The sequence below is a fragment of the Actinomadura decatromicini genome, assembly GCF_008121305.1.
GTDB classification, from domain to species: Bacteria; Actinomycetota; Actinomycetes; order Streptosporangiales; family Streptosporangiaceae; genus Spirillospora; species Spirillospora syzygii.
This window is the reverse complement of sequence record NZ_VSRQ01000003.1, coordinates 351,577-369,384: the sequence shown is the minus strand read 5'-3', so window position 1 is coordinate 369,384 and position 17,808 is coordinate 351,577. Positions and strand designations below refer to the sequence as shown.

Sequence of the window (17,808 nt, the reverse complement as noted above, 5' to 3'; positions counted from 1 at the left end):
CTTCCGGTGGAGCGTCTCAGGGGCTTTGCGCGAACCTGGCTCCCTGGCTCCCGACCCCCTGGAGACGCACATGGCAGTCCCGCCCGCCGATCGCGGCACGACCGACGACCAGAAAGGCGGGGACGGGGCCGCGCGGCCGCGGCCCCTGTCGCTGCGGCCGTCGCGCCGCCCGCTGGTGTGGGCCGTCCCGCTGCTGGTCCTCGCGGCCGTCGTCGAGGTGCGGATCTTCGGCGAGTTCCGCCTGTTCCTCCTCGGCAACGCCCTGATCGTCGGGCTGGTCCTCCTCGCGGCGATGGTGCTCAAGCTGCTGCGCGGACGCACCGACGCCGACGCGGGCGGCGTCCGGAACCGGCTCGTGGGGAGGACGCGGCGCCTCGTGTGGTCCGAGATCGACGAGATGACCGTGACGCCGACCCTGTTCGGCCGCGTCGTGACGGTGCGCGGCCACGCCGTGAGGCGGACCATGCTGGCCGCGCCCCGCGAGGGCCTGCTCGCCCGCGACCCGGCCTTCGACGAGACGCTGCGGACGATGCGGGCCCTCGCCGCGCCCCGCGAGCTGCGGCTCACCGACAACGTGCACCGCTCCGCCCGCGTCACCTACTGGGTGATGATCGCGGTTTTCCTGGGCGCCGGAACGTTCCTCTGGCGGCCCTGGCTGGAGACGTGGTGGCCGGGCGTCGACGAGGCCGTCGAGCTGCCGCGCGCCTGCGCCGTCGCCGACGCCGCGACCGCGCGGCTGGTGCTGCCCGCCGCCGGACGGCCCGAGAGCGACGGCCGCGACTGGACGTACTCGGCCTCGTCCGACTGCCGCTACCGGGACGCCGACGGCCGGACCCTCTCCCTGGAGCTGGAGCTGAAACGGCGCACGGGCTCGTCCAGCGGCACCGAGGAGATCGGGGACGAGTACGCCAGGGCCCGGCAGTTCGAGGCCGACTCCGCCCGGCAGTTCTCCGCCCGCCCCAAGGAGTGGGCGGTGACCACGGGAGACGTCGCGGGCCTCGGCGACGAGGCGTGGCGGAGCGTCGTGGTCGACCGGAGCGACGGCGCCGCGGCGGTCCGGCTCGTGGTGCGGCGCGGCAACGTGCTGATCCAAGTCCGGTATGACGCGAACCGCCCAGCGGACCGGTCGGTGTCCGTCGCGACCGCGCTCGCCCGGAGCGCGATCAGCCGGATCGAGATCCGCTGACCGCCGGTCAGCCGTCGTCGCGCGGACGGCGGCGCGGCGGCGGCCGGGGCGGCACGACCTTCGCCGCGACCATGATCGTCTCCGGGACGTCGACCACCTCGCCGTCCCGCCGCCGGACGCGCAGCGTCCCGCCGGACCACGATTCGAGGACGCCCACGACGTCGCTGTACTCTCCCGTTGGCAGCCGGCGGCGCAGCGAGATCCGCTGACCCACGTCCGCGACGCTGATCGTCACGACCAGTCGTGCGGCGAAGCGCCCGGACAAGTGACCCCCATGTCGAATCGACGACGCCGTGGCCGCCATACTATTCACAGCGAGCTTGCGGTGAGCCGTGACGTGCGGCGGGGCCGGAAATCCGAGAGGAGTCACCGACGTGACCTACGTCATCGCGCAGCCCTGCGTGGACCTGCTCGACAAGGCATGCATCGAGGAGTGCCCGGTCGACTGCATCTACGAGGGCAAGCGCATGCTCTACATCCACCCGGACGAGTGCGTCGACTGCGGTGCGTGCGAGCCGGTGTGCCCCGTGGAGGCGATCTACTACGAGGACGACACGCCTGACCAGTGGAAGGACTTCTACAAGGCCAACGTGGAGTTCTTCGACGACCTGGGCTCGCCGGGCGGCGCCTCCAAGGTCGGCAAGATCGACAAGGACCACCCGATTGTCGCCGCGCTCCCGCCGCAGAGCCAGGACGACTGACCGGCGGGCCTCCGGGCCTGGAGCGTCCCACGGGGCGCGTCCGTAGGGCGAAGTGCGTCGAAATCCGGGCCGTGGTCTCCGCGTGGAGCCACGGCCCGGCGGGTTTCTCCGGAAGCCCGATTCCCGGACGAAAAGGTGAGGGCTTTGTTCACGTTGCCGGACTTCCCGTGGGATCGGCTCGCCCCGTACAAGGAGCGGGCGGTCGCGCACCCGGACGGCATCGTCGACCTCTCGGTCGGGACGCCCGTCGACCCGACCCCCGAGCCGATCCGCGCCGCCCTCGCCGGAGCCGCCGACGCGCCCGGCTACCCGCAGACCTACGGGACGCCCGCGCTGCGCGAGTCGGTCGCGGGCTGGCTGCGCCGCCGCGCCGGGGTGACCGGCGCCGACCCGGCCGCGGTGCTCCCCGTCATCGGCACGAAGGAACTGGTCGCCCTGCTGCCGACGCTGCTCGGCGCGGGCCCCGGCGACACGGTCGTGTTCCCCGAACTGGCCTACCCGACGTACGACGTGGGCGCCCGGCTGTCCGGCGCCACGCCCGTCGCGACCGACGGCCTGCTCTCCCTCGGCCCCGTCACGCCCAAGATCGTGTGGGTGAACTCGCCGTCCAACCCGACGGGCAAGGTGCTGCCCGCCGAGCACCTGCGCAAGGTCGTCGCGTGGGCGCGCGGGCGCGGCGCGCTCGTCGTCAGCGACGAGTGCTACCTGGAGTTCGGCTGGGACGACGAGCGCCCGCCCGTCTCGATCCTGCACCCGGACGTCTGCGAGGGCTCCCACGAGGGCCTGCTCGCCGTGAACTCGCTGTCCAAGCGGTCGAACATGGCGGGCTACCGCGCGGGATTCGTCACCGGCGACCTCGCGCTCGTCAAGCGGCTCCTTGAGGTCCGCAAGCACGCCGGGATGATCGTCCCGGCCCCGGTGCAGGCGGCGATGGCGGTGGCGTTCGCCGACGACGCGCACGTCGACGAGCAGCGCGCCCGGTACGCGCGGCGGCGCGCCGTCCTGCGCGAGGCGTTCGAGCGGCACGGGTTCCGCGTCGACCACTCCGAGGCGTCCCTGTACCTGTGGGCCACCCGGGACGAGCCGTGCTGGGACACCGTCGCCCACCTCGCGTCCCTCGGCGTCCTCGTCGGCCCCGGCGAGTTCTACGGCCCGGCCGGGGCGCGGCACGTCCGGATCGCCTTCACCGCCACGGACGAGCGCGTCGCCGCCGCGGCCGCGCGCCTCTGACGCGCCTCTGACCCGTCCCGCCGGGCCTCGGTCCGATTTCGGTTCCGTCGTTTTCGCGTGAAACCGCTGTGCCTTTTGGTACGTCTGAACGCGGTATGGGCTTAAGAGACCACAGTCGGTAGGATCCGCAGGTCTGTGCCCGTGTCATGGACGATTCGATGGAGGTGCCCGTGGGCGGAACAGCGATCGTGATCCTGCTCGCGCTGATCCTGGTCGCCCTGGTGGTGCTGATCGCCGTCCTGCTGCGGCGCCGTTCGGCGCCGGCGCGGCCCGCGCCCACCCCGCCCCGCGACCCGTTCGCGGCCGAGGACCAGGCGGCGGGCGACCCGCGGACGCTCAAGGCGGGCGACATGGTCGAGTACCTCGGCACCCGCTACTTCGTGCGCGGCTCGCTGCGGCTCCGCGAGGGCGGCTTCACCTGGAGCGAGCACCTCCTCGACGCCGACACCGCCGAGGGCGGGAAGGTCTGGGTCTCCGTCGAGGAGGACCCCGACCTCGAAGTCGTTTGGTGGACGGAGTACGACATCGGCGACCTCACCCCCGGCGAGCGGACGATCGTCGTCGAGGGCGTCGAGTACCGCCGCGACGAGCACGGCACCGCCGACTACACCAGCGAGGGGACGACCGGCGTCGGCGTCCAGGGCCGGGTCGAGTACGTCGACTACGAGGGCCCGCGCGGGAAGTACCTGTCGTTCGAGCAGTACGGCGGCGGGCCGTGGGAGGCGGGGCTCGGCGAGCGCGTCCCCACCGGGTCGATGACGATCTACCCCGGCAGCGGTGGCTGACGTTGCGCGCGACGCTCGACGCCCCCTACGCCGACGCGCGCGCGGACGCGCTGTCGTTCGCGCTCGGCCTGCCGCCGCTGGACGCCCTCGCCGTGCTGGCCGTCGAGCACGCCGGGCTGACCGTGGAGCTGCGCCTGCTCGGCGCGTCCCACCAGGTCATCGCCGGTCCGCTGAGCGAGACGGTGGCGTGCCTGCCGGGCGGCGCCGACCCGCTGCCCGGCCGCGCGAGCACCGACCTGCCCGGCTGGGCCTACGACTTCGCCGCGACGACCGCCGCGCACAGCGACGCGACGGCGTTCGGCCGCGCGGTGGAGGCGGTGTGCGCCCGGCTCGACGGCCGCGGCGACGCCCTGACCGGGGACTTCCCCGGCTCCCGGCACGCCGTGACGGCGCTCGCGCTGGAGCACGCGCCGGTACGGAGCGCGGGCGCCGCGAAGCCCGCACGGGACCGGGCACTGGACCCCGCAGTGGAGGAGACCGGGATCGGCTGGCGGACGTGGCACGCCTACCCGCAGACCCGGGAGATCGTGATGACGCGGAGCCGGCTGGTGAGACAACGTGAACAGTAGACACCGGGTGATCGGCGGCGCGGCGGCCGCCGTCCTGACCGTCCTGGCGCTCGGGGGCTGCGGCAAGTCGCAGTCGTCCTGGATCGCCGACAAGTACAGCAAGGCCGGGGCGGGCACCTACCGGTCCCCGAAGTCGCCGCCGATCGTCGCCGGGGAGATCAACCGGAAGTTCAAGTCGATCGACCGGGTGGACGACCTGGCGCTGCGCGGGGCCGCGGGCGGCATCTTCCTGCGCTACCCCAAGCTCGTCGTCGGCGTCCTGCCGGACGGGACGGGCAGCCGCATCACGGTCGACCAGCCGCGCGGCGGCTACAACCGCTACTACTCCCACGTCGGCGGACGCTGGGCCAGCCCCGGCACCAACGGCTGGACCAGCGGCGGCATCGCGTCCTTCCGCGGCGGCGGACCAGGGTCGGGGAAATAAGGAGCAACGCATGGACGGCCTCTTGGACGAGATCGGCGGCACCCTCGCCTACGGCGCGGTCGGCATCGCGCTGATGGCGCTCGGCTACCTGGTGGTGGAGGTGACGACCCCCGGCCGCCTCGGCAAGCAGATCTGGACGGACGGCAACCGCGGCGCGGCGCTGCTCCTGTCGGCGAAGCTCGTCGGCATCGCCGCGATCGTCACGACCGCGATCGTCACGAGCGACAACGACCTCGGCGACGGGCTGGTCGACACGGCGGTGTTCGGCGGCCTCGGCGTCCTGCTGATGATCGTCGCGTTCTTCCTGCTGGACGTGATCACGCCGGGCAAGCTCGGCGCGACGCTCGTCGACGTGGACGGGAGCGGGGCGCGCATCCACCCGGCGGGCTGGGTGGTCGCCGCGGCCGACCTGGGCGTCGCCGCGATCGTGGCCGGGGCGGTCTCCTGACGTCCCGTCCCGCCCCGCCCGACGTCGCGGAGCCGTCGCCGGACGCCGCGGACGCCCACCCGAGGCCGCCCGTCCCGGCGCGGGCCGCGCGGGCGCTGGTCCTCGCGGCCGTGTTCGCCTGCGCGGCCTGCGGCCTGGTGTACGAACTGGCGCTGGTCGCGCTCGGCAGCTACCTCGTCGGCAACTCCGTCACGCAGGCGTCGATCGTCCTGTCGGTGATGGTGTTCGCGATGGGCGTCGGGTCGCTCGCGGCGAAGCCGCTGCAGGGCCGTCCGGTCGTCGCGTTCGCCGTCGTGGAGGGCGCGCTCGCGCTGACCGGCGGGCTGTCGGTGCTGGCGCTGTACGCGGCGTTCGCGTGGCTCGACCTGTACGTCCCGGCGCTGGTCGTGGTGTCGTTCGCGGTCGGCGCGCTGATCGGCGCGGAGATCCCGCTGCTGATGACGCTCTTGCAGCGGATCAGGAAGCAGGACGCGGGCAGCGCCGTCGCCGACCTGTTCGCCGCCGACTACGTCGGTGCGCTGATCGGCGGGCTGGCGTTTCCGTTCCTGCTGCTGCCCGCGTTCGGGCACATCAAGGGCGCGCTGCTCGTCGGCGTCGTTAACGCGGTCGCCGGGGTCGCGGTCGTGCTGTGGCTTTTCCGCCGCCAGATAGGACGGCTCGCGCGGGTCGGGCTCGCCCTCGGAATGGTGGCCGTCCTCGCCGTCCTCGCCGGGACGTACGCGCTGGCGGACGGTTTCGAGGTGTCGGCGCGCCAGGCCCTCTACGCCGACCCGATCGCCTTCTCCAAGCGCACCAAGTATCAAGAGATCGTCATCACGAAAAGGGTCGCGCTGTCGGGAGGCTCCACCGACGTGCGGCTGTTCCTGAACGGCGACCTCCAGTTCTCGTCGGCGGACGAATACCGCTACCACGAGTCGCTCGTCCATCCGCTGATGGCGGGACCGCACCGTCGCGTGTTGATCCTCGGCGGCGGGGACGGTCTCGCCCTCCGCGAAGTGCTGCGCTACAAGGACGTCGAAAGCGCGACGCTCGTCGAACTCGACCCGGAGATGCTGCACCTCGCCCGGACGTACGCGCCGATCTCGTCCCTCAACCGCCATTCCCTGGACGACCCGCGCGCGCACGTGAAGGCCGCCGACGCCTTCTCCTGGCTGCGCGGACTGAACGAGCAGTTCGACGCCGTCATCGTGGACATGCCCGACCCGGACGACGTCTCCACCGCGAAGCTGTACTCGGTCGAGTTCTACGGAATGGTGAAGCGGATCCTCGCCCCGGACGGCCGGATGGTCGTCCAGTCGGGGTCGCCGTATTTCGCGCCGAAGTCGTTCTGGAGCATCGAGAAGTCGATCGCCGCCGCCGGTTTCGCAGGGACGCCGTACCACGTGGACGTCCCGAGCTTCGGCGACTGGGGCTACGTCCTCGCGTCGCCGGGCGGAAAGGCACCGGATCTGAGGCTGTCGCGCGACGTCCCCGACCTCCGTTTCCTGGACGAGTCGCTTCTGCGCGCGTCGACCGTCTTCCCGAAGGACCGCCGGGAACGCGACGTCGAGGTCAACACGCTCGTCCACCCGCGCCTCGTCGAATACGAGGGCGAGGAATGGCGCGACTCGTAGCCGAGCGTGCGGTCAGTCGGGCACGGACTGCCTGATCGCCTTGTCGACGGCCCGCTGGAACGACGTCACCACCGACTGGATCATCAACGGCTTGAGCTTCCCCGCCATCTCCAGCAGCCGCTCCCGCTCCTCGGGCGATCGTCCGCCCTCCCGGTAGGGCCGGACGACGGTGTCCTGGAACGCGCCCTGGAGCTCGGCGGCCAGCGCGGTCGTGTGCCGTTCGACGGCCTCGTGCGAGGCGACGAGCGTCTCCAGGGGGAGCGGCAGCGCGGCCAGCTCGGCGCTGACGCCGAGCAGCGCCGGGCTGACGACCCGCACCCTCCCCCCGCCGAGGTGCTCGACGACCCCGAGCGTCTCCAGCCGTTTGAGCAGGTCGTCGTCCAGATGGCGGCCGACGCGCCGGTCCAGCTCGTGCCGGTCGAGGTCCTCGGGGCGCTCCGGCGCCCACGGCGACAGCAGCGCCCGCTGCAGCGCGAGGTCCTCGGCGGGCGCGTCGAGCGGGATCCGCCGCAGGTGCTTCTCGATCGCGGCCAGCGTGAGCCCGAGCGACTGGAGTTCCCGGACGAGGTCCAGCCGCGCCAGGTGGTCCGCGCCGTAGAGGCCCGTCCGGCCGCGCAGCCGGGGCGGCGGGAGCAGCCCGCGCCCGGCGTAGAACCGGACGGTCCGCACGGTGACCCCGGCGCGCGCGGCCAGCTCGTCGACGGTCAGCTCCATCCCGCCTCCCTCTATGTGACAGTGCCAGTGTTACATTAATCATGTATCAGGAGGCGCTTACCGAGGGAGACCGCCGGGATGGGACGGGACATCTACACCGACGAGCACGAGGCGTTCCGCGACATGGTGCGCTCCTTCATCGAGAAGGAGGCCGCGCCCTACCACGAGCAGTGGGAGAAGGACGGGATCGTCTCGCGCGAGGTGTGGCTGGCCGCGGGCCGCGCGGGCCTGCTCGGCATCGACATGCCCGAGGAGCACGGGGGCGGCGGCAACGACGACTACCGCTACTACGTGATCTTCAACGAGGAGCTGGCGAAGGCCGGGATCCACGGGCCGGCGTTCGCCGTCCACAACGACATCAACGGCGCCTACCTGCGCCGGCTGTGCACTCCCGAGCAGAAGGCGCGCTGGCTCCCCGGCTACTGCTCCGGCGAGCTGATCACCGGTATCGCGATGACCGAGCCCGCCGCCGGGTCCGACCTCCAGGGCATCAAGACCACCGCGGTCAGGGACGGCGACCACTACGTCCTGAACGGCTCCAAGACGTTCATCTCCAACGGAATCCTGGCCGACCTCGTCATCGTCGTCGCGAAGACCGACCCGTCCGCGGGCTCGAAGGGCGTGAGCCTCCTCGCCGTCGAGCGCGGAATGGACGGCTTCGAACGCGGCCGCAACCTCGAAAAGGTCGGCCTGCACGCGCAGGACACGGCCGAGCTCTTCTTCGACAACGTCCGCGTCCCCGCGTCCAACCTCCTCGGCGAGGAGGGCATGGGCTTCATCTACCTGATGCAGAACCTGGCCCGCGAGCGCCTCTCCATCGGCGCGACCGCGCAGGCCGCCGCCGAGACCGCGTTCGAGCAGACCCTCGAATACTGCAAGACGCGCGAGGCGTTCGGACGTCCGATCGGCAAGTTCCAGCACAACCGCTTCACGCTCGCCGAGATGAAGACGGAGCTGACCGTCGCCCGCGCCTTCACCGACGACTGCATCGTCAAGGAGAGCGAGGGCGAACTGACCGCCGATGAGGCGGCGATGCTCAAGTGGTGGAACACCGAACTGCTGAAGCGCGTCGTCGACCGCTGCGTCCAACTCCACGGCGGCTACGGCTACATGACCGAATACCCGATCGCCAAGGCCTACCAGGACGTCCGCATCCAGACCATCTTCGGCGGCACCACCGAAATCATGAAGGAGATCATCGGCCGCGGCCTCGGCGTCTAACCCGCGGCCGGCTGCCGCCGCGCCGGACCGCTCACGGGGTGGGGCGGGAGCAGGCGACGGCCTGGGTGAGGGCGGTGACGTGGTCGGCGAGGGCGGTGACCAGTTCGGGTGGGCTGCGGACGGTGAAAGGCCAGGGCAGGCCGCTGAGGACGCGCGCCATGCCGGGCAGGTTCTCCGCGCCGCTCACCAGGAGCACACCGCCGCCGGGGCAGGCGCGCAGGTCGCCGAAGGTGGCCGGGAGGTGGTCGCGGGCGGTCGGCAGGTCGGTGTCGAGCCACACCTCGGTGCGGTGGGTCCAGGCGTCGAGGGTCAGCGCGCGCAGGACGTGGGCGACCGGGTCGAAGTCCTCGGGCGGGGTGAACCGGCCGGGCAGTTCGGCGGCGCCGCCGATCCTGTCCAGGCGGTACATGCGGACAGCGGCGCGGAGATGGTCGTGTCCGACCAGGTACCAGCGGCGTGCGTGCACGACGAGCCCGTACGGGTCCACCTCGCGTGCGCCGCGGGTGTGCTCGATCCGGACGGTGCGCCGCGCGTGGACGGCCGCGGCCAGCGTCAGCACGAGGTGCGGTTCGGGGCTCGGCGGGCCCGCCGTCGCCGATGTGGCGGCGGTCAGCGCGGTGACGCGGCGGCGCAGTGATGCGGGGAGGACCCGGTTGAGCTTGACCAGCGCCCGGTCGGCCGGGTCGGGTTCGCCCGCCTCCTCGCGCTGCCTGCCGGTGGCCAGCGCGACCGCGACGGCGACCGCCTCGTCGTCGGCGAGCATCAGGGGCGGGAGGCGCACGCCGCGGGCCAGCCGGTAGCCGCCGTAGCGTCCGCGGACGGACTCGACGGGGACGTCCATCTCGCGCAGGGCGGTGACGTAGCGGCGGACGGCGCGGGCGTCGACGTCCAGGCGCCGGGCCAGTTCGTCGGCGGGCACCAGGTCGCGGTCTTGGAGGATCTCCAGCAGCGCGAGGACGCGGGCCGCGGGACGGGACACGGCCGCCATCCTAAATGAGGACGGAAAACGTCCACAATGCTCCCTAGCCTCGGCGTCGAGGAGATCGATCGAAAGGAGACGACCCGATGTCGACCATCGTTCTCGTCGGCGGCTCGTTCCTCGGCGCGTGGGCCTGGGAGCGGGTCACGCCGCCGCTGACCGCGTACGGCCACCGGGTGCATCCGCTGACGCTCACCGGTTTCGGCGACCGGGCGCACCTGGGCTCGCCGGACACGACGCTCGCCACGCACGCGCGGGACATCGCCGCCGCGATCGAGTACGCCGACCTGCGCGAGGTGGTGCTCGTGGCGCACTCCTACGCGGGAGCCCCGGCCACGATCGCCGCCGCCGCGATCCCCGAGCGGATCGCCCGGCTGGTGTATCTCGCCGCGCTGCTGCCCGAGCCGGGCAAGAGCCTGTTCGACGCCACGCCCGCGCCCGTCGTCGAAGCGATCATGGCGAGCGTCCGGGACGGGCGGATCCCGGTGATGAGCGACGAGGTCCTCGACGCGGGCTTCGGCGCGCACGGCCTCACCCCCGAGGACCGGGCCTGGCTGCGGGCGCGCGGGGCCGGCCAGCCGATCGGCACCTACCGGGATCCGGCTCCGGCCGACCTCGGCGCGGTCGGCGGGCTGCCCCGCACCTACATCGCGTGCGCGGGCGACCCGGGCGAACCGCCGCGTCCACCCGGTGCCGACCTGGTCACGCTGGACGCCGGGCACTGGCCGATGATCACCGAACCGGAGGCGCTGGCCCGGACGCTGGACGAGGCGGCCCGGTCATGATCCGCCCGTACCGGGTGGCGATCCCGCAGGAGGACCTGGACGACCTGGCGGCCCGGCTGGCCGCGACCCGCTTCACCCGCCCGCTGCCCGGCGACGGGCTCGGCGTGCCCGCGGACCGCGTCCGGCGCCTGGTCGAGTACTGGCGCGACGGCTACGACTGGCGCGCCTGGGAGCGGCGGATCAACGCCCATCCGCAGTTCACGACCGAGATCGACGGGCTCGACGTGCACTTCCTGCACATCCGGTCGCCCCGGCCGGACGCCCTGCCGCTCATCCTCACCCACGGCTGGCCGATGTCGGTGGTGGAGTTCCTCCCGCTGATCGACCGGCTGAGCGACGCGTTCCACCTCGTCATCCCCTCCGTGCCGGGCTTCGGGTTCTCCGGCGTGCCGCGCGGGCCGGGCTGGGACCGCCGCCGCGTCGCCGCGGCGTGGGCGGAGCTGATGCGCCGCCTCGGCTACGAGCGGTACGGCTCGCACGGCAACGACGTCGGCTCGCTGATCTCCATCGAGCTCGGCCGCGCGGATCCGCGCGGCGTCGTCGCGGTGCACGTCACCCAGGTCTTCTCCCTGCCGTCCCGCGACCCGGCCGAGCGCGCCCGGCTGGGGCCGGACGACCGGGCGAGACTGGCCGTCCTGGAGCGCTTCATGGCGGACCGGAGCGCCTACCTCGCCCTCCAGTCCACCCAGCCGCAGACCCTGGCGCACGCGCTCGCCGACTCCCCGGCCGGGCAGCTGGCCTGGAACCTGCAACTGTTCGGCGGCACGGTGAGCGACGACTACATCCTGACCAACGCCGCCGTCTACTGGCTGACCGACACCGCCGGAAGCGCGGCCCTGGTCGGCTACCACGGCGGCGGGCCGCCCACCGGGCCGTCATCGGTGCCGCTGGGCGTGGCCTGCTTCGCCGACGACTTCTTCCCTTCCATCCGTCCGCTCGCCGAACGCGACCACAGCGCCATCGTGCAGTGGAACACCTATGAAAAGGGCGGGCACCATTCCGCGCAGGAGCAACCCGACCTCCTCGCCGAGGACCTCCGCACGTTCTTCACCACCCGCCGCTGACGCCCTCGCGAGCGCGCCGGTCGATGGTCACCGGGGCGAAACCTCTCCGGTGTCAGGTTTGGGCGCGTGGAGATACAAGAAGCGGAAATGGTCGTGCGGCTTGAGGTCGTGCGGAAGATGTATGGCGGGGTCGCGGCGCTGGACGGGGTGTCCCTCAGCGTGCGGGCCGGGGAGGCCGTGGCCGTCATGGGGCCGTCGGGCAGTGGGAAGTCGACGCTGCTCAACATGGTCGCCGGGCTGGACAAGCCGAGTTCGGGGAAGGTCGTGGTCGGCGGCGACGACGTGTCCGGGATGGGCGAGGCGGCGCTGGCGCGGTTCCGGCGGCGCCGGATCGGGATGGTGTTCCAGTTCTTCAACCTGCTCGACGACCTGCCCGCGCTCGACAACGTGGCGCTCGCCGGGCGGCTCGTCGGGGTCCCGGCGCGCAAGGCGCGGGCGCGGGCGGCGGAGCTGCTGGACGAGCTCGGCCTCGCCGACCGCCGCGACGCCTATCCGGCCGTGCTGAGCGGCGGGGAGCGGCAGCGGGTCGGGGTGGCGCGGGCGCTGATGAACCGTCCGGCGCTGCTGCTCGCGGACGAGCCGACCGGCGCGCTCGACAGCGCGACCGGCGAGCAGGTCGCCGAGCTGCTCCTCGACCTCAACCGCAAGGGCCAGACGCTGCTGCTCGTCACCCATGACGAGGCGCTCGCCACGCGGTGCGCGACCCGGGTCGTCGAGTTCGTGGACGGGCGGATCGTCCGCGAGGCGGAGCTGGAGCGCGGCGGGTCATGGGGCGTCCGGTGAGCGGGGTCTGGGCCGCCTCGCGGGCGGGCGTCCGGCGGCGCAGGATGCAGACGGGCAGCATCGGGGTGGTGGTCGCGCTGGCCACGGCGACGCTGGTGTTCGGGCTCGGCCTGCTGTCGGCGTCGCACTCGATGTTCGACGACGCCTTCGCCGAGGCGCGCGGCGCGCACGCGGCGGCGGACTTCGACGCGGCGAAGGTGACGGAGGCGCAGGTCGCGGCGACGGCGCGCGGCTCGGGCGTGACCGCGGCGGCGGGACCGTTCCGGACGGCGACCCTCGCCCGTCCGGACGGACCGTCCACGTTCCCGATGCGCCCCGAGGGCCTCACCGTCGCCGGACGCGCCGACCCCGGCGGCCCGGTGGACCGGCTCACCCTCGTGTCCGGACGCTGGGTCCGCGGGCCCGGCGAGATCGTCCTGCGGGGCAAGCCGAAGGGCCCGTTCGGGCTCGGCGGCAAGGTGACGTCGCAGGGACATCCGGACCTGACCGTCGTGGGCTTCGCCGTCGCGGCGACGGAGGGCCCGGGCGGCTGGGTCACGCCCGCCCAGGTCGCCGCGCTGCGTCCGGACGGGTTCTGGATGGAGTACCGGTTCGCGCGGGCCGGGAGCGCGTCCGAGGTGCGGCGGAGCCTCGCCGCGGCGACGGCCGGGCTGCCGGTGCGCGGCCAGGACTCCTACGTGACCGCCAAGCGGAAGTTCGAGGGCCGGTTCAACCAGCTCATCCCGTTCATCTCGGTGTTCGGGATCCTCGCGCTGACGGTGTCGGTGTTCATCATCGGCAACGTCGTCAGCGGCGCCGTGGTGTCGGGGTTCCGGCACATCGGCGTGATGAAGGCGCTCGGTTTCACGCCCGGTCAGGTGACGTCGGTGTACGTCGTGATGGTCGCGGTCCCGGCGGTGGTCGGGTGCGCGGTGGGGCTCGTCGCCGGGCATCTGCTCGCCGGGAGGATGGTGGCGAACCTGTCCGAGAACTTCGAGCTGCCGTCCGCCGGGGGAGTGTCGCTGCCGATCGAGGCGGCGGCGGGCGCCGGGGTGCTCGCGCTGGCGGGCCTCGCCGCGCTGGTCCCGGCGCTGCGGGCCGGACGGCTCCCCGCCGTCCAGGCGATCAGCGCCGGGACGGTCTCGCGCCGCGGCCGGGGACGGCGGGCGCAGCGGTGGCTCGTCCGGACGCGGCTGCCCCTCCCGGTCGGGCTCGGCCTCGGCCTGCCGGTCGCGCGGCCGGCCAGGGCGGCGGTCACGCTCGCCGGGCTCTGCCTCGGCGTGACGGCGGTGACCATGGGGTTCGGGCTGCACACGACGGTCACGAAGATCATGTCGTCGGACACCGAGAGCCGCACGTCCGTGACGGTCGGCGTCGATCCGCGGGTCGGTCCGGGGCGGTCGCCCCGCTCGTCCTCGGGCGAGCCCTCCGCGTCCAGTGAGCAGCTGCTCGCGACGGTGCGGTCCCAGCCGGGCACCGCGCACGTGACGGCGTCCGGGCAGCGGCCGGTGCGGGTCGCGGGGCTCGCCTCGGAGGTGTCGGCCGAGACCTACGCGGGCGACTACCGGCCGTTCCTCGGGGACGGCATCATCCGCGGGCGCTGGTTCACCCGTCCCGGCGAGGTGGTGCCGTCCGAGGCGTTCATGCGGCTCCAGGACCTGCACGTCGGCGACGCCCTCACCGTCCAGGTGGACGGGAAGCCGGTCACGCTCCGGATCGTCGGCGCGTTCGCGCACCCGGACACCGACCGGCTGATGCTCGACGCCGCGTCCCTGCCCGCCGCCGCGCGCGGCGCGGCCGACCCGCCGCGGCTGCTGGTGATCGTCAAGTCCGGGACGGACCCGGCCGCGTACGCCGAGCGGATCAACAAGGCCGGGGAGGCCACCGGGATGTTCGCCGAGACCGCCGGTCCCGAGCTCGCGGACCGCGCCGTGTTCAGCGGCCTGTTCCTGCTGTTCTCGCTGATCATCTGCCTCGCGGCGGCGCTCGGCGTGCTGAACGGCGTGCTGCTCGGCGCGCGCGAGCGGGCCCGCGACCTCGGCGTGCTCAAGGCCGTCGGGATGCCGCCGCGCCGGGTCGTGCTGATGATGGTGACGTCCATGGCGGCGCTCGGCGTCGCGTCCGGGGTGATCGGCGTCCCGCTCGGGGTGCTCGCCCACCACGGCGTGATCACGCTGACCGGCGAGATGCTCGGCAGCGGGATGGCCGCGCCGTGGATCCACGTCTACGGCTGGACGCTGCTGATCCCGCCCGCGTGCGTGGGGCTGGCGGTCGCCGTCCTCGGCGCGTGGCCGCCCGCCGCGCGCGCCGCCGCCGTCCGCACGGTGACCGCCCTGCGCAGCGAATGACCGCCCTGCGCAGCGAATGACCGCCCTGCGCAGCGAGTGACCGCTACAGCGCGGCCGGACGTCCGGCCTCGGCGGTCGCGCTGACCGGGAGGGCCACGGCGACGGTGAGGCCGCCGTCCGCACCCGCCGTGGCCCGCACCGTCCCGCCGTGCGCGTGGACGATCGCCGCGACGATCGACAGCCCGAGCCCGGCGCCGTCCGCCGACCCGGTCCGGTCGGCGTGCAGGCGGCGGAACGGCTCGAACAGCTCGTGCACCCGCTCGGGCGGGACGCGCGGCCCGGTGTTCGTGACGGTGAGCCCGCCGTCCGCCGACACCGCCACCTCGACCCGCCCGCCGGGATGGTTGTGCCGGATCGCGTTCTGCACGAGGTTCGCGGCCATCCGGGTGAGCATCACCTCGTCGCCCGCGACCGTCGCCGGCCGGACGTCCGCGGACACCGAGACGCCGCCCCGCGCGGCGAGCGCCGCGTGGTCGTCGACGACCTGCTCGGCCACCGACGCGAGGTCCACGGGGGCCCGCGCGTCGAGGCCGCGCTCGCCCTGCGCGAGGACGAGCAGCCCCTCGATCAGCCGCTCCGACCGGCGCGTGTTGCGGAGCATCTCGTCCCGGACCTCGGCGAGCCGCGCCGGATCGGGGTCGGCGAGGCCGACCTCGATCGCCGTCCGCTGGATGGCGAGCGGCGTCCGCAGCTCGTGCGAGGCGTTGGCGACGAACCGGCGCTGGCTGTCGATCGCCTGTTCCAGCCGGTCGAGCATGGCGTCGAAGGTGTCGGCGAGCTCCTTCAGCTCGTCGTCGGGGCCGGTCAGCGCGATGCGCTCGTGCAGCGTCGACAGCGACAGGAGGCGGGCGGTCGCGGTGATCCGGGTCAGCGGGCGCAGCAGCCGCCCGGTGAGCCACCAGCTCACCGCGAACGCCAGCACGATGATCACCGCGATGGCGACCAGGGTGACCAGCCGCTGCGAGCCCGCCAGGCTGTCGTGGAACTCCTTCGGGCCGATGACGTCCCGGCCCGTCCCGTCCCGCGGGCCGAGCGCGTCCGGCGGGAGGGGCGTCTCCGGCGGGACGGGCCTCTTGGGCATGTCCTGGCCCAGCGGATCGAAGGGGACCTCCGCGCACGACGGCCCCGTGCCCCGCTGGTCGCACGGGACGTCCCGGGCCGGGACGATGAAGGGCCCGTCCGACACCCGGTCGTCCAGGATCCGCTTCTGGATCCACACGACGGCCCCGAGCACGCTCAGCGTGATCACGGTGAACAGCCCGCCGTAGAGCAGCGTCATCCGGGCCCGCACCGACCCGCGCACCGCCTGCCTGGGCGACCTCACAGCCGGTACCCGTGCCCGGGGACGGTCACGATCACGGCCGGTTCGCCGAGCTTCGACCGGAGCTTGCTCATGGTCACCTTCACGACGGTGGTGAACGGGTCGGTGTGCTCGTCCCAGGCCCGCTCCAGCAGCGTCTCCGTGCTGACGACCGTGCCGCGCGCCTGCATGAGCACCTCCAGCACCGCGTACTCCTTGCGGGACAGCCGCAGGTCGTGACCGTCCCGCCGGGCCTGCCGCCGCGCCGTGTCGAGCGTGATCCCGCCGTGCTCCAGCACCGGCGGCAGCGGCGGGACGTTCCGCCGCGCCAGGGCCCCGATCCGCGCGACCAGCTCGTCGAACGCGAACGGCTTGGCCAGGTAGTCGTCCGCGCCCAGGTTCAACCCCGACACCCGGTCGTGAACCGTGCCCGACGCGGTCAGCATCAGGATGCGCACGTTCTCCCCGCGCTGCGCCAGCTCCCGGCAGATCTCGTCGCCGTGCACGGACGGCAGGTCGCGGTCGAGCACGAGCACGTCGTACTCGTTGACCGCGAGCCGCTCCAGCGCCCCCGCCCCGTCGTAGGCGACGTCCACGGCCATCGCGCGCTTGCGCAGTCCCTCGGCCACCAGGTCGGCGAGGAACCGCTCGTCCTCGGCCACGAGTATCCGCATCGTCCCATTGCCGCAGACCAGGGATAAGGCGGCGGTTAACGCCGGCGCGTCAGCCGGGCCGCACGATCTGCTGGATGTTCCACTTGTTGCCGTCCGGGTCGGTGAAGTACACGAACCGCCCCCACGGGTACTCGTGGACGTCGCTCACCTCGACCCCGCGCCCGGCCAGCTCCGCCCGCGCCGCGTCCGCGTCGTCGACGACGAGCTGCAGCCCCTTCAACGACCCCGGTGCCATGTCGGGCTCGATCCCCGTCCCGATGGCGATCGAGCACGCCGACCCGGGCGGCGTCAACTGCACGAACCGGATCTGCTCGTTCACCTGATGGTCGTGGTCCGCATTGAACCCGGCCTTCTCGACATAGAACGCCTTGGCCCGATCCACATCCGAAACCGGCACCGCCACAAGCTCCAACCTGAAATCCATACCCCCATCCTTGCAGCCCGCTCCGTGAGGCGGTCCAGCCGGGATCATGCCCGGCGATCCGCGGGCCACTCCTCCCGCACCCCCGGACCCGGCGCGTCGGTGACCGCCGCATTCCGATGGGTCGCGTGACGCTGATCCTTATTGTTATTAGAGATCGCCGAGCGCAGATGCCAAGTATGATGATTATTGACCACTGTGTCAGATGAGATTGGACAAGGTGGATTATGGCCGCATAAAAACGGGGATCAGGGCAGGGGTTATCGAGAATCTTCCATGCCCCATTCCGCTATCGCTTGACTCGTTCATGGAACCCGTTATATAACTGCGGACAAATAAAAAGGGCAAGGTGAAGGTCCACGTCATGGCGCTCAGGCTGATCGGGGGATCCGGCTGCGGTAACGGGCCGTGCCCCGCGGTGTACGAGACGGAGAACGGCACGATCGTGGTGCAGGGATTCGTCGTCGACCCGGAGAGGGCGGAGCTCGTGCTGCCGCCCGGAGAAGGGGCGGTGGAGATCCCGCGCTACATCCTGGAGCGCGCGCTCGCCGCCGGATGACGGTGCCCGACGGCGGATCCGCCCT

The 17,808-nt window shown here is 72.9% G+C and carries 20 protein-coding genes; 14 read left to right on the top strand and 6 right to left on the bottom strand.

Going from position 1 to position 17,808, the window contains the following annotated elements; translation table 11 throughout:
• Nucleotides 1–70: 70 nt before the first annotated feature.
• Nucleotides 71–1,186 (top strand): hypothetical protein, encoded by a 1,116-nt coding sequence (locus FXF68_RS15540; RefSeq protein WP_148759753.1) that lies wholly within the window; start codon nucleotides 71–73, stop codon nucleotides 1,184–1,186.
• 7 nt (nucleotides 1,187–1,193) lie between these two features.
• On the opposite strand, the gene FXF68_RS15535 is transcribed toward FXF68_RS15540, so the two are convergent.
• A complete protein-coding gene (locus FXF68_RS15535; RefSeq protein ID WP_187437939.1) occupies nucleotides 1,194–1,451 on the bottom strand; it encodes a putative acetyltransferase in 258 nt (85 codons plus the stop codon).
• 109 nt (nucleotides 1,452–1,560) lie between these two features.
• On the opposite strand from FXF68_RS15535, the gene fdxA reads away from it, so the two are divergent.
• The 7 genes from fdxA (at nucleotide 1,561) to FXF68_RS15500 (ending at nucleotide 6,956) form a co-directional block, all read left to right on the top strand.
• Nucleotides 1,561–1,887, top strand: a complete 327-nt coding sequence (gene fdxA / locus FXF68_RS15530; protein WP_067890974.1) for a ferredoxin — start codon at nucleotides 1,561–1,563, stop codon at nucleotides 1,885–1,887.
• A 144-nt stretch (nucleotides 1,888–2,031) separates the two neighbouring features.
• Entirely contained in the window at nucleotides 2,032–3,117 is a 1,086-nt protein-coding gene (dapC, locus tag FXF68_RS15525; protein ID WP_148759751.1) for a succinyldiaminopimelate transaminase, read from the top strand.
• A gap of 170 nt (nucleotides 3,118–3,287) precedes the next feature.
• Complete coding sequence (locus FXF68_RS15520) at nucleotides 3,288–3,902, top strand: DUF4178 domain-containing protein (RefSeq protein WP_425458598.1); 615 nt, start codon at nucleotides 3,288–3,290, stop codon at nucleotides 3,900–3,902.
• Between the two features lie 2 nt (nucleotides 3,903–3,904).
• Entirely contained in the window at nucleotides 3,905–4,471 is a 567-nt protein-coding gene (locus tag FXF68_RS15515; protein WP_148759747.1) for a DUF2617 family protein, read from the top strand.
• Nucleotides 4,461–4,895, top strand: coding sequence for a DUF4247 domain-containing protein (locus tag FXF68_RS15510; protein ID WP_148759745.1), 435 nt, complete (start codon nucleotides 4,461–4,463; stop codon nucleotides 4,893–4,895). The genes FXF68_RS15515 and FXF68_RS15510 overlap by 11 nt, the downstream gene beginning before the upstream one ends.
• Before the next feature lie 10 nt (nucleotides 4,896–4,905).
• On the top strand, nucleotides 4,906–5,343 hold the full coding sequence (locus FXF68_RS15505) for a DUF350 domain-containing protein (RefSeq protein ID WP_148759743.1): 438 nt from the start codon (nucleotides 4,906–4,908) through the stop codon (nucleotides 5,341–5,343).
• A gap of 95 nt (nucleotides 5,344–5,438) precedes the next feature.
• Nucleotides 5,439–6,956 (top strand): polyamine aminopropyltransferase, encoded by a 1,518-nt coding sequence (locus tag FXF68_RS15500; RefSeq protein WP_425458603.1) that lies wholly within the window; start codon nucleotides 5,439–5,441, stop codon nucleotides 6,954–6,956.
• 12 nt (nucleotides 6,957–6,968) lie between these two features.
• Here FXF68_RS15500 and FXF68_RS15495 read toward each other — a convergent pair whose 3' ends face one another.
• The gene (locus tag FXF68_RS15495; protein WP_148759739.1) at nucleotides 6,969–7,670 is read right to left on the bottom strand and encodes a MerR family transcriptional regulator; all 702 of its coding nucleotides are present in this window, start codon (nucleotides 7,668–7,670) and stop codon (nucleotides 6,969–6,971) included.
• A 78-nt stretch (nucleotides 7,671–7,748) separates the two neighbouring features.
• Here FXF68_RS15495 and FXF68_RS15490 point away from each other — a divergent pair, with 78 nt between their 5' ends.
• Nucleotides 7,749–8,891, top strand: a complete 1,143-nt coding sequence (locus FXF68_RS15490) for an acyl-CoA dehydrogenase family protein (RefSeq protein ID WP_148759737.1) — start codon at nucleotides 7,749–7,751, stop codon at nucleotides 8,889–8,891.
• 31 nt (nucleotides 8,892–8,922) lie between these two features.
• On the opposite strand, the gene FXF68_RS15485 is transcribed toward FXF68_RS15490, so the two are convergent.
• Nucleotides 8,923–9,870 (bottom strand): helix-turn-helix transcriptional regulator, encoded by a 948-nt coding sequence (locus tag FXF68_RS15485; RefSeq protein ID WP_148759735.1) that lies wholly within the window; start codon nucleotides 9,868–9,870, stop codon nucleotides 8,923–8,925.
• Between the two features lie 86 nt (nucleotides 9,871–9,956).
• Between FXF68_RS15485 and FXF68_RS15480 the strand changes: the two genes are divergently transcribed.
• From FXF68_RS15480 to FXF68_RS15465, 4 genes are all read left to right on the top strand, one after another.
• The gene (locus FXF68_RS15480; RefSeq protein ID WP_148759733.1) at nucleotides 9,957–10,655 is read left to right on the top strand and encodes an alpha/beta fold hydrolase; all 699 of its coding nucleotides are present in this window, start codon (nucleotides 9,957–9,959) and stop codon (nucleotides 10,653–10,655) included.
• Complete coding sequence (locus FXF68_RS15475) at nucleotides 10,652–11,719, top strand: epoxide hydrolase family protein (RefSeq protein ID WP_148759731.1); 1,068 nt, start codon at nucleotides 10,652–10,654, stop codon at nucleotides 11,717–11,719. Before FXF68_RS15480 ends, FXF68_RS15475 begins: the two co-directional genes overlap by 4 nt.
• Nucleotides 11,720–11,785: 66 nt before the next feature.
• Nucleotides 11,786–12,502 carry an ABC transporter ATP-binding protein gene (locus tag FXF68_RS15470; RefSeq protein ID WP_246178718.1) on the top strand — a complete coding sequence of 239 codons (717 nt, stop codon included), beginning with the start codon at nucleotides 11,786–11,788 and terminating at the stop codon, nucleotides 12,500–12,502.
• Nucleotides 12,499–14,829, top strand: a complete 2,331-nt coding sequence (locus FXF68_RS15465; protein ID WP_148759729.1) for an ABC transporter permease — start codon at nucleotides 12,499–12,501, stop codon at nucleotides 14,827–14,829. The genes FXF68_RS15470 and FXF68_RS15465 overlap by 4 nt, the downstream gene beginning before the upstream one ends.
• A gap of 43 nt (nucleotides 14,830–14,872) precedes the next feature.
• Here FXF68_RS15465 and FXF68_RS15460 read toward each other — a convergent pair whose 3' ends face one another.
• From FXF68_RS15460 to FXF68_RS15450, 3 genes are read right to left on the bottom strand one after another with little or no spacing between them, the layout of a single operon-like run.
• A complete protein-coding gene (locus tag FXF68_RS15460; protein WP_246178717.1) occupies nucleotides 14,873–16,153 on the bottom strand; it encodes a sensor histidine kinase in 1,281 nt (426 codons plus the stop codon).
• A complete protein-coding gene (locus tag FXF68_RS15455) occupies nucleotides 16,150–16,803 on the bottom strand; it encodes a response regulator transcription factor (RefSeq protein ID WP_148759727.1) in 654 nt (217 codons plus the stop codon). The genes FXF68_RS15460 and FXF68_RS15455 overlap by 4 nt, the downstream gene beginning before the upstream one ends.
• A 49-nt stretch (nucleotides 16,804–16,852) precedes the next feature.
• Complete coding sequence (locus FXF68_RS15450) at nucleotides 16,853–17,227, bottom strand: glyoxalase superfamily protein (RefSeq protein WP_148759725.1); 375 nt, start codon at nucleotides 17,225–17,227, stop codon at nucleotides 16,853–16,855.
• A 346-nt stretch (nucleotides 17,228–17,573) separates the two neighbouring features.
• On the opposite strand from FXF68_RS15450, the gene FXF68_RS15445 reads away from it, so the two are divergent.
• Nucleotides 17,574–17,783 carry a hypothetical protein gene (locus FXF68_RS15445; protein ID WP_246178716.1) on the top strand — a complete coding sequence of 70 codons (210 nt, stop codon included), beginning with the start codon at nucleotides 17,574–17,576 and terminating at the stop codon, nucleotides 17,781–17,783.
• Nucleotides 17,784–17,808 lie beyond the last annotated feature (25 nt).

Bases quoted from the DNA above. Each gene is read 5' to 3' on its own strand.
- FXF68_RS15480 (WP_148759733.1), top strand. From the start codon at position 9,957: ATGTCGACCATCGTTCTCGTCGGCGGCTCGTTCCTCGGCGCGTGGGCC.
- FXF68_RS15540 (WP_148759753.1), top strand. From the start codon at position 71: ATGGCAGTCCCGCCCGCCGATCGCGGCACGACCGACGACCAGAAAGGC.
- FXF68_RS15490 (WP_148759737.1), top strand. From the start codon at position 7,749: ATGGGACGGGACATCTACACCGACGAGCACGAGGCGTTCCGCGACATG.
- FXF68_RS15475 (WP_148759731.1), top strand. From the start codon at position 10,652: ATGATCCGCCCGTACCGGGTGGCGATCCCGCAGGAGGACCTGGACGAC.
- FXF68_RS15455 (WP_148759727.1), bottom strand. From the start codon at position 16,803: ATGCGGATACTCGTGGCCGAGGACGAGCGGTTCCTCGCCGACCTGGTG.
- FXF68_RS15450 (WP_148759725.1), bottom strand. From the start codon at position 17,227: ATGGATTTCAGGTTGGAGCTTGTGGCGGTGCCGGTTTCGGATGTGGAT.
- FXF68_RS15505 (WP_148759743.1), top strand. From the start codon at position 4,906: ATGGACGGCCTCTTGGACGAGATCGGCGGCACCCTCGCCTACGGCGCG.
- FXF68_RS15495 (WP_148759739.1), bottom strand. From the start codon at position 7,670: ATGGAGCTGACCGTCGACGAGCTGGCCGCGCGCGCCGGGGTCACCGTG.